General features: G+C 32.2%; 17 protein-coding genes and 1 other annotated feature. All 17 genes read left to right on the forward strand.

Annotated elements, in window-relative coordinates:
* Positions 1-30: 30 nt before the first annotated feature.
* The 17 genes from murA to sdaAB all read left to right on the forward strand — a co-directional run bounded on the left by murA (position 31) and on the right by sdaAB (position 15,522).
* A complete protein-coding gene (murA, locus tag RH915_RS00885; RefSeq protein ID WP_310477357.1) occupies positions 31-1,290 on the forward strand; it encodes a UDP-N-acetylglucosamine 1-carboxyvinyltransferase in 1,260 nt (419 codons plus the stop codon).
* A 116-nt stretch (positions 1,291-1,406) separates the two neighbouring features.
* The gene (locus tag RH915_RS00890; RefSeq protein ID WP_310477358.1) at positions 1,407-2,192 is read left to right on the forward strand and encodes a cell division protein FtsQ/DivIB; all 786 of its coding nucleotides are present in this window, start codon (positions 1,407-1,409) and stop codon (positions 2,190-2,192) included.
* Positions 2,192-2,926, forward strand: coding sequence for a DUF881 domain-containing protein (locus RH915_RS00895; RefSeq protein WP_310477359.1), 735 nt, complete (start codon positions 2,192-2,194; stop codon positions 2,924-2,926). The genes RH915_RS00890 and RH915_RS00895 overlap by 1 nt, the downstream gene beginning before the upstream one ends.
* 16 nt (positions 2,927-2,942) lie before the next feature.
* Positions 2,943-3,659 (forward strand): DUF881 domain-containing protein, encoded by a 717-nt coding sequence (locus RH915_RS00900; RefSeq protein WP_310477360.1) that lies wholly within the window; start codon positions 2,943-2,945, stop codon positions 3,657-3,659.
* Positions 3,659-4,000: a small basic family protein gene (locus RH915_RS00905; protein ID WP_310477361.1), complete on the forward strand. Its 342-nt coding sequence runs from the start codon at positions 3,659-3,661 to the stop codon at positions 3,998-4,000. The genes RH915_RS00900 and RH915_RS00905 overlap by 1 nt, the downstream gene beginning before the upstream one ends.
* A gap of 133 nt (positions 4,001-4,133) precedes the next feature.
* Entirely contained in the window at positions 4,134-5,234 is a 1,101-nt protein-coding gene (gene ftsZ / locus RH915_RS00910; protein WP_310477362.1) for a cell division protein FtsZ, read from the forward strand.
* A gap of 147 nt (positions 5,235-5,381) precedes the next feature.
* Positions 5,382-6,683 (forward strand): GTPase ObgE, encoded by a 1,302-nt coding sequence (gene obgE / locus RH915_RS00915; protein WP_310477363.1) that lies wholly within the window; start codon positions 5,382-5,384, stop codon positions 6,681-6,683.
* A gap of 46 nt (positions 6,684-6,729) precedes the next feature.
* Positions 6,730-7,026, forward strand: a complete 297-nt coding sequence (gene yhbY, locus RH915_RS00920; protein ID WP_310477364.1) for a ribosome assembly RNA-binding protein YhbY — start codon at positions 6,730-6,732, stop codon at positions 7,024-7,026.
* Positions 7,027-7,115: 89 nt separating this feature from the next.
* Positions 7,116-8,192 (forward strand): NAD(P)H-dependent flavin oxidoreductase, encoded by a 1,077-nt coding sequence (locus RH915_RS00925; protein ID WP_310477365.1) that lies wholly within the window; start codon positions 7,116-7,118, stop codon positions 8,190-8,192.
* A 32-nt stretch (positions 8,193-8,224) separates the two neighbouring features.
* Complete coding sequence (gene nadD / locus RH915_RS00930) at positions 8,225-8,869, forward strand: nicotinate-nucleotide adenylyltransferase (protein WP_310477366.1); 645 nt, start codon at positions 8,225-8,227, stop codon at positions 8,867-8,869.
* On the forward strand, positions 8,862-9,434 hold the full coding sequence (gene yqeK, locus RH915_RS00935) for a bis(5'-nucleosyl)-tetraphosphatase (symmetrical) YqeK (protein WP_310477367.1): 573 nt from the start codon (positions 8,862-8,864) through the stop codon (positions 9,432-9,434). Before nadD ends, yqeK begins: the two co-directional genes overlap by 8 nt.
* A gap of 136 nt (positions 9,435-9,570) precedes the next feature.
* Positions 9,571-10,569 carry a calcium/sodium antiporter gene (locus tag RH915_RS00940; protein ID WP_310477369.1) on the forward strand — a complete coding sequence of 333 codons (999 nt, stop codon included), beginning with the start codon at positions 9,571-9,573 and terminating at the stop codon, positions 10,567-10,569.
* 23 nt (positions 10,570-10,592) lie between these two features.
* Positions 10,593-10,961, forward strand: a complete 369-nt coding sequence (rsfS, locus tag RH915_RS00945; RefSeq protein ID WP_310477370.1) for a ribosome silencing factor — start codon at positions 10,593-10,595, stop codon at positions 10,959-10,961.
* Positions 10,962-11,008: 47 nt separating this feature from the next.
* Positions 11,009-11,184: a binding site (T-box leader), on the forward strand.
* A 63-nt stretch (positions 11,185-11,247) separates the two neighbouring features.
* Positions 11,248-13,713 carry a leucine--tRNA ligase gene (gene leuS / locus RH915_RS00950; RefSeq protein WP_310477371.1) on the forward strand — a complete coding sequence of 822 codons (2,466 nt, stop codon included), beginning with the start codon at positions 11,248-11,250 and terminating at the stop codon, positions 13,711-13,713.
* 12 nt (positions 13,714-13,725) lie between these two features.
* Positions 13,726-14,370, forward strand: coding sequence for a helix-turn-helix transcriptional regulator (locus RH915_RS00955; RefSeq protein ID WP_310477372.1), 645 nt, complete (start codon positions 13,726-13,728; stop codon positions 14,368-14,370).
* Positions 14,371-14,388: 18 nt separating this feature from the next.
* Positions 14,389-14,766 carry a RidA family protein gene (locus RH915_RS00960; protein ID WP_310477739.1) on the forward strand — a complete coding sequence of 126 codons (378 nt, stop codon included), beginning with the start codon at positions 14,389-14,391 and terminating at the stop codon, positions 14,764-14,766.
* 90 nt (positions 14,767-14,856) lie between these two features.
* Positions 14,857-15,522 carry an L-serine ammonia-lyase, iron-sulfur-dependent subunit beta gene (gene sdaAB, locus RH915_RS00965; protein WP_310477373.1) on the forward strand — a complete coding sequence of 222 codons (666 nt, stop codon included), beginning with the start codon at positions 14,857-14,859 and terminating at the stop codon, positions 15,520-15,522.
* Positions 15,523-15,584 lie beyond the last annotated feature (62 nt).

Raw genomic sequence — 15,584 nt, forward strand, 5'->3', positions numbered from 1 at the left:
TAAATAGTAATAGTTCTGGAGGTGACTTAGTTGAGTAAGCTATTAGTAAAGGGCGGGAACAGGCTTGAAGGAAGTATAAGAGTTAAAGGAGCCAAAAATTCAGTACTACCTATACTTGCAGCCACAGTACTTAATGGTGGTATAAATGTTATACATGATATTCCCAACCTGTCAGATGTAAAACTAATGATAAAAATATTAAAATCAATTGGCTGTTCTGTTAAAAAAGAAGGCAATACAGTGATTGTTGATTCTAGCAAACTTAATAATTATGAAATTCCAGAAGATCTTGTTAGAGAGATGAGATCCTCAATTGTTTTTCTTGGATCAGTTTTGACCAGGTGTGGAAAGGTGCAAATTAGCTATCCAGGAGGCTGTGAATTGGGGCCAAGACCCATTGATCTACATTTAAAAGCATTAAGAGAGATGGGGGCAACAATTAAAGAAGAGCATGGATTTTTATTATGTGATTTAAAAAATAAACTTCAAGGTACGGAAATTCAACTTGATTTTCCTAGTGTTGGAGCAACTGAGAATATAATGTTGGCTGCTGTGTTTGCCGAAGGGACTACAATTATACGAAATGCAGCTAGAGAACCAGAAATACAAGACTTACAGACATTTATAAACCAAATGGGTGGAAAAGTAACAGGAGCAGGTAGTGCAACAATCAGTATTGAAGGCGTCAATAAAAATAAATTAAAAGACGTAGAACACAGAATTATACCAGATAGAATTGTAGCTGGGACTTATCTAATTGCAGCAGCGATAACTCGTGGTGATGTAATATTAAACAACATTATACCAGAACACATACAATCAACTCTATTTAAGCTAAGAGAAGCTGGATCAACAATTATCTCATCTAAAAACAGCATAAGAATAATAGCACCACAAAATATAAGGGCTATTGAAGCGATTAGAACCATGCCTTATCCAGGCTTTCCTACAGATATGCAATCTCAAATGATGACATTAATGGCAATAAGTGATGGAATAACTATATTTAAAGAAAATATTTTTGAAAATCGATATAAACACGCTAACGAATTAACAAGAATGAATGCAAATATTAAAATTGATGGTAGAGTAGCTATTGTAAAAGGTGTAAAAGAACTGAGTGGTGCAACAGTCTCAGCAAATGATCTACGTGGAGGCGCATCGCTTATTTTAGCCGGTTTAGCGGCAGATGGACAGACAATAATTGAAAACTCAAAGCACGTGTATAGAGGATATGATAATATAGATGGAGATTTAAATAATGTAGGGGCGGAAATAGTGAGAATATAATTCCTTACTTTAATAATCATAAAAAATATAATATAATAAGTATAATGGCGGCTCGATTAAGCTTGCCATTTATACAAAAAAAATTTGTACATGCTGTCCTGAAGGTAGGAATAACAATGGAAAAAAAAATAAAAAAAACCAATAAATTTAAATATATATACTTTAAAAAATATATTAAAATAATTGTAATCTTACTTGTTTTTATACTATTGGGAATTTACTATTTATTACAATCAGACTTATTTAACTTAAAAGAAGTTGAAATTACAGGAACAAATTATGTTAGTGATGAAGAAGTAATTGATAGTGGGAAACTAACCCTAGGTAGAAATATACTGAAATATAATCTAAATGATATTGAGAAAAACTTACTAAAACATCCGTATATATCAGAAGTTTTAGCAAGAAAAAGATTCCCAAATAAAGTGAGCATTGATATAAGGGAAAGAGAATATTATGCGATTATACCCAATATGGGTTCCTACATTTATATAGACCATGAAGGATATATTTTAAAAATCGAAAACAATCGCATATATAAAGATAACTATATTCTTATTACAGGATTAATGATAGATAATTTAGAAGTTGGAGAAAAAATTTCAGTACAAAATGATGAAAAATTAATATATATATCTAAGATTATTGAAGCCTCTAACTTACTTGAAATAAATGATTTAATATCAGAAATTAATATATTACAAGAGCCAGATGTAATCTCTCTTATACTTATAAATGAGATTGAGGCATGGATAAACCCTGGTGATGATCCAGCGTACATTGTTACATCACTAAAAGAAATTATGCATCAGTTAATAACAAGTAATAGTTCTAACGTCATTATAGATATGCGATTTGGGGAACGCTTCTCTGTAAAAGAGAAAGATCAGGAGGAATTTTAATGAAAGAAAGAAACGGAAGAATAGCACTGCTAACACTGTGTCTTATTTTGGGCCTTGTTATTTCAATGCAAATACAAGCTGTAAAAAACTCCTCAGATAGTGGGGTAGCTTCTACTCAAAAAGTACAACAACTATCCCTACAACTTAAAGACCTAAGAGAAGAAAAAGAGCAGCTAAATAATGAATTAACGGAACTAGAAGATAGATTAACGGAGTATCAACTCTCAGAAGCAGATGAGAATGTTATTATCAATAACTTAAGGAATGACTTAAATAATTATCAACTATATGCAGGATTTCAACCTGCAATAGGTCCAGGAGTAACAATAGAAATAAATGATCCAGTTCATGAATTTAGCACTGATGAAAGTATAATTATGTATTACTACGATGTGGCTTTGTTAGAACCTATTAACAAACTTAATGCAGCTGGTGCAGAAGCGATTTCTATTAATGGACAAAGATATACTGCTAATACAGAGATTTATTACACATCAAATGGTATACAAATAAATGGAGTTACAACTAAAGCACCATATGTAATAAAAGCTATTGGTAACCCAGATACTTTAGAAGCAGCCTTGAATATGAGATGGGGTATTGTGTGGGAATTAAAGGAAGGGTACGGAATAACCGTTGATATAACAAAGGAAGATTTAATTGAAATACCACGCCTTGGTAAAATTTTCAACTATGAATATGCTAAACCATTACAACAAGAAGGACAAAATTAGAACGGGGGAGGGGAACTTGAAATCTAAAAGAATTATAATATTTTTAATATTTGTAATGTTGGGTTACTCAATTGTTATACAAGTTAAAAATGCCGAAGGTGAGTATAGTCTTGTTACTCTAAGAACAATCAATGATTTGAACGAGTCCCTTGAAAATGAAAAAAGAGAGATATCAAACATGAAAAAAATAATTGAGACTAGGGAAGCTCAACTTATTGAATATCAAGAAGCATTAGAGCATGACGGTAGTATAAGACAGGCAATTGAAAACGAATTGAAGAGCGTAAAACTATCAGCAGGACTAAAAGATGTAGAGGGGCCTGGTGTAGTTGTAACGTTAAATGATAGTGAACGTGAGCTTTATGATTGGGAAGATCCAAATGACCTTATCATACACGATGGAGATGTTCTTACAATATTAAATGATTTAAAAGTTGCCGGAGCAGAGGCAATTTCAATTAACGGACAAAGACTTTTAAGTGATTCTGAGATTGATTGTTCAGGAGCAACAATAACAATTAATGGGATAACCTACGCCCAACCATTCATTATTAAAGCAATTGGAAATCCAAAAACCTTAGATGCTGCGATGAAAGCACCAAACACCTATGCTTGGAATCTTAGAGAAGTATATGGAATAGTTGTCGAGTCTGAAGTAAAGGAACATTTAACTATTGAAAGATATAAAGGAAATATTAATATGAGATATGCACGACAGAGGGAGGAAAATTAATGTTAATTGCACTCATTGGCTTAACGCTAGGTATTGTTCTAGGTCTATTTTTACCTATAACATATCCAGCAGAATACTCGCTATATATATCTGTGGCAATATTGGCTGCACTAGACTCGGTATTTGGTGCACTTAGAGCTAATTTAGAAGATAAGTTTAATTCGGGAGTTTTTATTTCGGGTTTTTTTGGAAATGCGATTCTCGCTGCATTTTTAGCATATACTGGAGATAAGTTAGGAGTTCCCTTATATTATGCAGCCATATTTGCTTTTGGTGTAAGACTTTTTCAAAATTTTGCATATATAAGAAGATATTTTTTCAATACAGGTCAATCGGAATAAAAATGGAAAAAATTTTATAGATAAATTAATTTTTTTTAAAGGAATATATATTTTTATGTTGAATTAATAAGAATATGTATTCTTTTAACTTAAATGTCACTTCAAAAGCATTTTTATAGAGGAGGTTAATATCGTGTTAGAATTTGATTTGAATATGGAACAAGTTGCTCAAATAAAAGTAATTGGTGTTGGTGGTGGAGGTAATAACGCCGTTAATAGAATGATAGATTCAGGACTTCAAGGTGTTGAGTTTATAGTTGTCAACACTGATAAGCAAGCACTTTTTACTTCGAAGGCTGAGCATAAAATCCAAATTGGAGAAAAACTTACAAAGGGATTAGGTGCTGGAGCAAACCCAGAAGTAGGAAAAAAAGCTGCAGAAGAAAGCCGTGAGGATATACATAAGTTATTACAGGGGTCTGATATGGTTTTCGTAACAGCTGGAATGGGTGGCGGTACAGGAACTGGAGCCGCACCTGTTGTTGCAGAAATCGCAAAAGAGTTGGGAATCCTTACAGTAGGTGTTGTTACAAAGCCCTTTATGTTTGAAGGTAAAAGAAGAATGAAAAATGCTGAAGCGGGTATTCAGGAATTAAAAAATAAAGTTGACACATTAGTAACTATACCGAATGATAGGTTGTTACAAATAGTTGAAAAGAAAACGTCTATGCTTGATGCATTTAAAATTGCTGACGATGTACTAAAGCAAGGTGTACAAGGTATATCAGACTTAATAGCTGTACCTGGTCTTGTTAACCTTGACTTTGCAGATGTAAAAACAATTATGTTAGAACAAGGTTTAGCCCATATGGGAATCGGTAGGGCAAGCGGAGAAAATAGAGCTGTAGAAGCTTCAAAGCAAGCTATACAAAGTCCATTACTTGAAACATCTATTGAAGGTGCAAAAGGGGTGTTATTAAATATAACAGGTGGATCAAATTTAAGTTTATTTGAAGTTAACGAAGCTGCAGAACTAGTTACACAAGCAGCTGATGATGATGCAAATATAATATTTGGTGCGGTAATTAATGAAGAACTAAAAGACGAGATAATAATAACTGTAATTGCCACAGGATTTGAACAGGAAGCGACCAAAGGAAACAACGATGAGCAAGTTCAGATTATAGGTAATAGTAATAAAGAAGTAGCTGCTGGCAATGAAGTATATAATAAGGAAAAAAATAGCTACTTAGATATTCCAGAGTTTTTAAGAGGAAGAAAGAACAAAATTTAAGGAACAAAAATAATAGCGACGCAATGTCGCTTTTATTATTTATATAGTTTGATATATTGTCTTCTGGATATAATAACTGTTGACAGAAAATAACTGATTGCTATAATAATATAGTGTTATTAAGTAATTTTAAAAAAGGTGATGAATATGTTTGTCGATAAAGCTAAGATACATATAAAAGCAGGTAAAGGTGGAAATGGCGCCGTTGCCTTTAGAAGAGAGATTTATGTGCCAGCTGGTGGACCTTCCGGTGGAGATGGAGGTAACGGTGGGGATATTATTTTTCAAGTTAATTCAGGTATGAGAACATTGATGGATTTCAGATATAAAAAGCATTATTCTGCTGAAAATGGAGAAGATGGAAAAAATAAAAACATGTTTGGAAAAGATGGTGAAGATCTGGTTCTAAAAGTTCCACCTGGGACAATTGTACGTGATGAGAAAACAAATGAAATAATTGCAGATTTAACAAATGATCAACAAAAAGAGGTTATTGCAAAAGGTGGTAAAGGTGGTAAAGGGAATACTAATTTTAAAACTGCAACTAGACAAGCACCTAGATTTGCTGTTGCCGGCGAACAAGGAGAAGAATTAAGTGTTATACTAGAACTTAAAATGATCGCAGATGTTGGTCTAATTGGATTTCCGAATGTAGGGAAATCTACATTTCTTTCGGTTGTAACGAGTGCTCGACCCAAAGTAGCAGATTATCATTTTACTACATTGGCACCTAATTTGGGTGTTGTTAAAACAAAATATGGGGACAGCTTTGTCCTTGCAGATATACCAGGATTAATCGAAGGAGCCCATGAAGGTACAGGATTAGGGCATGAGTTTCTTAGACATATTGAGCGAACTAAACTATTAGTCCACGTTGTTGATGTAGCGGGTATAGAAGGTCGTAATCCAATAGACGACTTTAAAAAAATCAATAATGAACTAAGGTTATATAATGAAGATCTTACAACAAAAGCACAGGTTGTTGCAGCTAATAAAATAGATATTATTTCCGACTCAGATGAAGAATATTTAAATCTTAAAAAGCATGTCAATGAGCTAGGAATTGACATATTTCCTGTTTCAGCTGTTACAAACCAAGGCTTAGATGAATTGATTTCATACGTTGCTGAAAAACTAAAAGAATTAGAAAAAATAGAAGAAGAAAGAAAAACTCACGTAGTGGAACAGAAAGAGGAAGAAAAAGTCTATAAGTTAGTTGATGAAAATAAATATAACTTCAAAGTTTACAAACACGAAGGAATGTATATAATTGAAGGTGCATTTATACAGCGTTTAATAGAATCAACTAATTTTGATGATATGGAATCTCTAAGCTATTTTCAAAAAGTGCTTAAAGACAAAGGCGTCAATGACGAGCTGAAAAAGCAAGGAATTAAAGAAGGAGACACTGTTAAAATATATGATGCAGAATTTGAATATTTTAATTAAATAAATTATAACTTATGTACTAAATTAAATTTAAGGAGCAATTGATATGTTAACTGGTAAGCAAAGAAGTTATTTAAAAGGTATAGCAAATACAACTAAACCAATAACTCAAATTGGAAAAAACGGCATTACAGAAAGTTTACTTGAACAATTGGATGAGGCTTTGGAAGCAAGAGAATTAATTAAAGTAAATATCCTAGAGACAAGCTTAGTAACCGCACAAAGTGCTGCTGAAGAAATAACGAAAGCTTTAGATGCTGAATTTGTTCAAGCCATAGGTAATAAATTTGTTTTGTATAGAAAGTCACAAAATAATCCTAAAATTGAGTTACCAAAAAGCTAGTGCTTTGCATTAGCTTTTTACTGTACTCTTTACTAAAATAAAAAAAGTATACTATTTTGTTGTAGGTTGTTTTAAAAGGGGGCTATTAAATGAACAAGTTACCGTTGCTACAAATTGGAGACCTAGTTGCTGATAAACCAATTATTCAAGGTGGAATGGGTGTAGGAATATCATTATCGAAACTGTCCTCAGCGGTTGCTAATGAAGGTGGTATAGGAGTTATTTCTGCTGTACAGACTGGATTTAGAGAAGAAAATTTCACTACAAATACGCTAAGTACTAATATTCAAAGTTTAAGATCAGAGATTAAAAAAGCTCGTAAACTTAGTCCCAATGGTATTATTGGGGTTAATATTATGGTAGCCATTAATAATTATAAAGAGACAGTAAAAGCAGCAGTAGAAGAAAAGATAGATATTATTATTTCAGGTGCGGGATTACCTTTAGATTTACCTCTATTAGTAAAAGGAAGCAAAACAAAAATTGCTCCTATTGTATCTTCAGCTAAAGCAGCTAAAGTAATAGCTAAAAGCTGGAGTAAAAAATATAATTATTTACCTGATTTTGTAGTTGTAGAAGGACCAGAAGCCGGAGGACACCTTGGATTCTCAGAGGATCAAATAAACAACAACGAATCTATCTCACTTCCGGAAATTACGAAAGAAGTAATTGAAACACTAGCGCTATTTGAAGAAAAATCTGGACAAAAGATTCCAGTAATAGCAGCAGGAGGAATATTTTCAGGTGCAGATATCGCAAAATACTTAAAATTAGGTGCATCAGGAGTACAGATGGGTACAAGGTTTGTAGCTACTGAAGAGTGTGATGCACATATAGATTATAAGTATGCATATGTAAATGCAAAAGAAAGTGATGTAAGAATCGTAAAAAGTCCTGCTGGACTACCTGGAAGAGCATTAAATAATCCTTTCGCACAAAGGTTTTCTTTTGAAAAAATTACTGTTAAATCATGTTATAATTGTCTTAAAACTTGTAATCCTGCAACTACCCCTTATTGTATTAGTGATGCGTTAATACAAGCTGCAACAGGAAATATTGACGAAGGTTTAATTTTCGCAGGTAGCAAAGTACACTTAATCGATAGAATAATGTCCGTAAAAGAATTAATGGATAGTTTAGTAAAAGATGCTGAATTAGCTTTATAGATTCTTGATAATGCTTAAGGGGAGTAAATACCATGGAAGAAAGGACTACAATGAATAAGTTAGGCATAATGGGTGGTACTTTTGATCCTATTCATATAGGACATCTATTTATAGCTCAGACGGCTTTAAGCTGTTTAAAATTAGATAAGGTGTTGTTTATACCAACAGGAATAACACCACATAAAAACAACCAAGAAATAAGCAGCCCATTAGATAGATTTAATATGACGTCACTAGCGATTAATAATAATAATCACTTCGACATATCTTCAATAGAAATAGATAAAAATGAACGAAGCTATACAATCGATACTATTCTAGAGCTACAAATAAAGTATCATTTATGTAAGTTATACTTTATTACTGGTACAGATACTTTGATCAGCTTGGAAAAATGGAAAAAATTTCAGGAGTTATTTAAAGCTATAGATTTTATTGTTATTACAAGGCCAGGCTATGACACAGAAACTTTAGAAGAAAAAATACAGTACTATACTGATGAATATTGTGCAAATATTACAAAAATAAATGTTCCATTATTAGATATATCTTCAACGGATATTAGAATGAGAGTTCGCCATAATAAGTCTATTAAATATCTTGTTCCTCAATCAGTAGAAAAATATATTTACAACAATAATTTATATACAAATGAAATAGGAGATTTATATGACTAGCCTGTTCTCGAATATAGAAAATGCACTTTTAGAAGTACTATCAGAAAAGCGCTTACAGCATACATTAGGGGTTGTAGAATCTGCAACTAGATTAGCAGATATTTATAATCAAGATATGGATGAGGCCAAAACTGCTGCTTTGCTTCATGACTACGCAAAAGATCTTACACATAATCAAATGTCATATTTTAAACGACTGTATAATATAAAAATGGATGAAGTAATACAATCTACTCCTGAATTACAACATGGTATTGTTGCTGCAAGAATCGCCGAGGATAAATTTCGTATAACAAACAAAAATGTGCTAAATGCAATTGAATACCATACAACTGGCAGAATAGAAATGACAAAATTAGAGAAGATTATTTACTTAGCGGATTTTATTGAACCAAATAGAGACTATAAAGGTGTTGATGAACTCAGAAAAGTTGCTATAGAAGATCTTGACAAGGCGGTCTTCATGGCACTTAGTAATACAATTATATACGTAGTTAACATTAAAAAAATATTGCATCCAAATACATTACATGCCAGAAACTACATGTTAAAAAATATAGAATAATTGGATAGCTAAACTGTAGTCCCTACTTCAACATATATGAATATAAAAATAAATACTTAAATTAGACATATATTAAGAATTATCAAATATATTTTTAACGAATGGCAGTTCATAGTATATGACTTGGGAGGGTATTATGGAGAATATTTTAATTGTAGTGCTCTTTATAATAGGATTAATTACTATAATAAAAGGTGGGGATTGGTTCGTTGATGCTGCAGTTTGGTTAGCAAAAGTAACGGGAGTACCCAATGTGTTTATTGGTTCAACAATAGTAAGTGTGGCTACCACGCTACCTGAACTCTTTGTGTCATCTATTGCTACATATCAGGAACACTACGACGTTGCATTAGGTAACGTTGTTGGATCAATTGTGTGTAATATTGGTCTTGTTTTAGGGATTACAGCATTACTTGCACCAATTAATCTTAAACAGACAACCTTTAAAACAAAAAGTTTATTTATGCTAATCAGCTGCTTACTACTACTTTTTTTTGTCAGGGACACCATACTATCGTCAACTGAAGGCTCAATTTTAATTATAGTATTTCTAATATATATTTTTATTAGCGTTTTAGAATATTATAAAAATGAAAAAACGCAAAAAAAATCAAAAGAAACCGTTGTAAGCACTATGGTTATAGCCAAGAACATAGGTAAATTTTGCTTCGGTGCAATCTTTATAACTGTTGGTGCAAAATTATTAGTAGATAATGGCGTTGCCCTAGCTAATATAATTGGTGTACCAGAACAAATTGTAAGCTTAACCTTAATAGCGCTAGGAACTTCACTACCTGAACTTACAACAGCAATATCTTCGATAATTAAAAAAGAAGCTGGTATATCCATAGGAAATATTTTAGGTGCCAACATACTTAATATAGTAATGGTATTAGGAATATCCTCAAAAATCAGTGGTAGAGGAATATTTATAAGCTTTCAAAATGTTATGATTGGAACGGAAATATATGCTATACCACAGACCCTTTATTTTGATATACCTGTAGCCCTATTACTAATGATTATATTATTTATCGGAGGATTAATATTTAAAAAAGTTAATCGAATTATGGGATTTTTACTAATTACTACATACATATTATATATTGGAGCATTAGCAAAGTTCTTTTTATAAGCATTAAAGATTGGAGGATTTAGATGAACCAAATCACAAAAGAGATTGCAGAAAAAATGATTCATGCAATAGATGATAAATTAGGTAAAGATACGATGATGATTGACATATCACAAATATCGTCAGTAGCCGATATCTTCATTATAACTACGGCAGATTCTGAACGACAAACAAAAGCTATTGCAGATAATATAAGAAAAAATTTAGAAGAAATAAATATGATCCCTCTCCATAAAGAAGGATATAATGATGGAAAATGGATATTACTTGATTGTGGGGATTTAGTTGTTCATATACTTCATCAAAATGAGCGACAATTTTATAATATAGAAGGAATTTGGAAAGATGGTAATATAATTGATATTGACAACACCTTTAATCGTAATATATAATCTTTAGAAATAGTTTAAATTGATTGTTTAAAATAAATATATGATTTAACAGTTTAAGGAGTAGTAAGTATTGCGCTTTTTTCAGAGAGTCAGTGGTTGGTGAGAACTGATATAGCTAAGTACAGAACTTGCCTTAATTTAACTGAAAGGATAGCTAACTTTAATAGCTGTTAAGTGGACTTCTGTCAATTAGGGTGGTACCGCGGAGTAATCCGTCCCTATATGATGTGAAGTTTTTTTGTTTTTATATAAAAAAGACCAATACATAAGTTCTTAGGAGGTAAAAATGGATAATTATAATACAAAGCAGGTAGAAAAAAAGTGGCAAGAACACTGGGATCAAAACAAGGTATTTACAGTATCAGAGACAACGGACAAACCTAAATATTACGTTTTAGAGATGTTCCCATATCCGTCCGGTAAAATTCATATGGGACATGTGAGAAATTATTCAATAGGGGATGTTATAGCACGCTATAAAAAGATGAAAGGATACAATGTACTTCATCCTATGGGATGGGATGCATTTGGATTACCTGCAGAAAATGCGGCTATAAAACATGGTATACACCCTGACAATTGGACAACCCAAAATATAAAGGATATGAAAGAGCAACTTAAATTATTAGGTTTAAGTTACGACTGGGACAGAGAGATTGCAACATGTAATAAAGATTATTATAAATGGACACAATGGTTATTTTTACAATTTTATAAAAACGACTTAGTTTATAAAAAAGAATCAAGAGTAAACTGGTGCCCATCATGTGAGACTGTTCTAGCTAATGAACAAGTAGTAAGTGGAAGCTGTGAAAGATGTGACAGTGCCGTAGGAAAGAGACTGCTTAGTCAATGGTACTTTAGAATAACTGATTATGCAGATAAACTGTTAAAGGATCTAGACGCGTTACCAGGTTGGCCAGATAAAGTTAAAACCATGCAGGGTAATTGGATTGGAAAGAGCGAAGGAGCAGAAATTGAATTTAAAATAGATGGGTTAGCAAAAAACATAAAAGTTTTTACAACAAGACCAGATACAATTTACGGTGCCACATATATGGTACTAGCACCGGAACATGCATTAGTAACCGAGTTAGTTAAAAATACAAATTTTGAAGAAACTGTGAATGAATTTATTAATAAATTACAACACGTATCAGATATCGAGAGAACATCAGCTGATACAGAAAAAGAAGGCGTATTTACCGGACGCTATTGTATTAATCCTATAAGTAATAAAAAGATACCTATTTATATTGCGAATTATGTTTTGGCAGACTATGGGACTGGAGCTATTATGGCGGTTCCTGCACATGACCAACGAGATTTAGATTTTGCTCGAAAGTATAACATTGAAGTCATTCCAGTTATTTCATCTAGTATAGATGGAGAAACAAACATTGAAAATGAAGCATATACACAAGATGGCTACATGGTAAATTCAGAAGAATTTAATAACATGACAACAAAAGAAGCTTTTCCTAAGATATGTGAAAAAATTGAAAGCATTGACGCTGGTAAAGTAACAACTAACTATAGACTAAGAGATTGGCTGCTGTCAAGGCAACGTTACTGGGGAACACCAATTCCAATAATATATTGTGAAAAATGTGGGACAGTGCCAGTAGAAGAAGAAAACTTGCCAGTGCAACTTCCAATTGATGTTAAGTTTACAGGGAAAGGCTTGTCACCCCTTACCACTAGTGAAACGTTCATGAATGCAAAATGCCCTAAGTGCGGAATAATGGGAAAAAGAGAAACCGATACTATGGACACCTTTGTTGATTCCTCATGGTATTTCTTAAGATACACTGACTCACAAAATGATAAGTTACCGTTCTCAAAAGAAAAATCTAAATATTGGATGGGTGTGGATCAGTATATAGGTGGGGTTGAACATGCAATATTACATTTGTTGTACTCTAGATTCTTCACGAAAGTATTTAAAGATTTAGATTTATTAGATATAAAAGAACCGTTTAAAAATCTATTAACACAGGGAATGGTATTAAAAGACGGTGCAAAAATGTCTAAATCTAAAGGTAATACCGTCAGCCCAGAAGAAATTATAGAAAAATATGGAGCAGATACAGCTAGACTATTCGTTCTTTTTGCTGCACCACCTGAACGAGATTTAGAGTGGAGTGATCAAGGAGTCGAAGGTTGTTACCGCTTCTTAAATAGAGTATGGAGATTAGTAGCTGAATCAATTGAAAAAGACTTATTTAAAAGGACGAAAGAGGATATTGACAGTCAAGATAAAGAATTAAGATATAAAATACACAGTACTATTAAAAAGGTTACAGAAGATTTAGATACTCGATTTAACTTTAACACAGCTATTAGTAGCATAATGGAATTAGTAAATGAATTGTACAAGTATAAAGAGCAGAGTAAAATTTTAGATGGAAATCTATTTAAAAATGGAATAGAGACAATAGTTACACTTATAGCACCATTTTCACCCCACATAGCAGAAGAATTATGGGAGCTAATTGGCAATAAGACAAGTATTTCAAATTTAGCTTGGCCAGAATATGAAAGAGATGCATTAGTAAAGGATGAAATTGAAGTAGTATTTCAAGTTAATGGGAAGCTTAAAAACAAAGTAAACGTATCTACAAATATAGATAAAGAAGAATTAGAGAAGCTTGCATTACAAGATGAGAAAGTGAAACTTGCCATAGGTGAAAAAAATGTAATAAAAGTAATTGTAGTGCCGAAAAAGCTAGTCAATATAGTTATCAAATAAGGGGGAAGAAGAGTGGAGAGAAAAATTCATCCAATTATAAAGGCGATGATTCCGGTTGCCGAGGGGATAGCAAAAACATTTGGAAAAAACTGTGAGGTTGTAGTGCACGAAATAAATAATAAAAGAAAAGGGATAGTTGAAATTTATAACGGTCATGTTTCAGGTAGAACAAACGATGGCCCGATGATGGAAATTGGCATACAAGCCCTTAGTCAAGAGGATGGGGTTAAAAACATTGTAAATTACAGCAACAAGAGTTGTAATGGAAAGGCATTAAAATCATCTACCATGTTTATAAGGGATGAAAATGAAGAAATAATTGGCGCTATGTGTATAAACATGGATGTATCGGAATTTATTGTAGTACAGAATGTATTAGAAAATCTAATACAGACAGATGTAAAAGATCAAGTCAATATAACAAATACAACCAACAATATAAACGATGTGTTAATTAATATCGTGAAGGATATTTTAGATGATTTTGGCAAACCAGTAGCTTATATGAACAAAGAAGAAAAAGTAAATATAGTTAAAAGTCTCGATGAACAAGGAGCTTTCCTAATTAAAGGGGCAATTGATTATGTGGCTAAAATACTGTGTGTATCAAGGTATACAATTTACAATTATTTAGATGAAATAAGAGTTAATATATAGAGGATAAAGGTGAAAAGAATGAAACAAGAAATAACCTCAAAAAATGCTCCAACTGCAATTGGACCATACTCACAAGGAATTAAAGTTAATAATATTTTGTTTGTATCAGGTCAAATTCCTTTAGATCCTCAAACGATGCAAATTATTTCAGAGGACATCGTGCAACAAACAAAACAAGTATTAAATAATGTTGAAGCTGTTTTATCAGAAGCTGGTAGTAGTTTAAGTAATGTTGTAAAAACAACAATATTTATTAAAAACATGGATGACTTTGATTTGATTAATGATGTTTATAGCATGTACTTTAAAGAAAATAAGCCGGCTAGATCTTGTGTTGAAGTATCAAGATTACCTAAAGATGTAAAAGTCAAAATAGAAGTGATTGCAATAGTATAAAAAAATGACCAATTTAAATTGGTCATTTTTTAATGACTAATACATTAAATGAACATAATAAATTATATATTTACAGAAGGAGAGAAAAAAATGAAAGAGTACAGCATATTTGATATAATTGGACCTAGTATGGTTGGACCATCAAGTTCACATACGGCAGGAGCATGTAAGCTAGGTAAAGTTGCTTCCAAGATTGCTGAGAAAAATATAAAAGAAGTTAAATTTTTACTACATGGATCATTTGCAAAAACCTATATAGGGCATGGAACAGATAAAGCACTATTAGCCGGAGTTCTTGGGTTTGACACAGACGATGAAAGAATAAAGCAAGCGTTTGAAATCGCAAAAATTAAAGGAGTTAAATATTGCTATAAAGAAGCAGATTTAGGAGATGTTCATGAAAACACGGTAAAAATTATTATAAAAAAGGCTAATGACGAGACCGTTGATTTATTGGGATCTTCAATAGGAGGCGGAAGTATTGTAGTTACACAAATTAATGGCCTAGAGCTTGAATTTACAGGAGAGTACACAACACTCATCATTTCCCATCAAGATAGACCTGGGGTGATTTCAAAAGTATCTACCATTTTATCAGATTTTCATGTTAACATTGCCTTTATGAGAGTATATAGATATGGTAAAAGAAAAAATGCATTTATGATTATTGAGACAGACGATGGTATAGAAGCGTCCATAATGAAAAACATAAAAGATGTGGAAGGAATATCGAAAGCTTATTTAGTTACAATTTAATATAAAGTATACAATAGGTTGTAGATGATTAAAATTAAAATTATTAGAATAGGGTGAACACA

Source organism: Serpentinicella sp. ANB-PHB4, from assembly GCF_031432315.1.
Lineage (GTDB): Bacteria > Bacillota > Clostridia > Peptostreptococcales > Natronincolaceae > Serpentinicella.

Bases quoted from the DNA above. Each gene is read 5' to 3' on its own strand.
- RH915_RS00940 (WP_310477369.1), top strand. From the start codon at position 9,571: ATGGAGAATATTTTAATTGTAGTGCTCTTTATAATAGGATTAATTACT.
- leuS (WP_310477371.1), top strand. From the start codon at position 11,248: ATGGATAATTATAATACAAAGCAGGTAGAAAAAAAGTGGCAAGAACAC.
- rsfS (WP_310477370.1), top strand. From the start codon at position 10,593: ATGAACCAAATCACAAAAGAGATTGCAGAAAAAATGATTCATGCAATA.
- nadD (WP_310477366.1), top strand. From the start codon at position 8,225: ATGGAAGAAAGGACTACAATGAATAAGTTAGGCATAATGGGTGGTACT.
- RH915_RS00925 (WP_310477365.1), top strand. From the start codon at position 7,116: ATGAACAAGTTACCGTTGCTACAAATTGGAGACCTAGTTGCTGATAAA.
- RH915_RS00960 (WP_310477739.1), top strand. From the start codon at position 14,389: ATGAAACAAGAAATAACCTCAAAAAATGCTCCAACTGCAATTGGACCA.
- RH915_RS00890 (WP_310477358.1), top strand. From the start codon at position 1,407: ATGGAAAAAAAAATAAAAAAAACCAATAAATTTAAATATATATACTTT.
- RH915_RS00905 (WP_310477361.1), top strand. From the start codon at position 3,659: ATGTTAATTGCACTCATTGGCTTAACGCTAGGTATTGTTCTAGGTCTA.
- RH915_RS00895 (WP_310477359.1), top strand. From the start codon at position 2,192: ATGAAAGAAAGAAACGGAAGAATAGCACTGCTAACACTGTGTCTTATT.
- obgE (WP_310477363.1), top strand. From the start codon at position 5,382: ATGTTTGTCGATAAAGCTAAGATACATATAAAAGCAGGTAAAGGTGGA.
- sdaAB (WP_310477373.1), top strand. From the start codon at position 14,857: ATGAAAGAGTACAGCATATTTGATATAATTGGACCTAGTATGGTTGGA.
- yhbY (WP_310477364.1), top strand. From the start codon at position 6,730: ATGTTAACTGGTAAGCAAAGAAGTTATTTAAAAGGTATAGCAAATACA.
- yqeK (WP_310477367.1), top strand. From the start codon at position 8,862: ATGACTAGCCTGTTCTCGAATATAGAAAATGCACTTTTAGAAGTACTA.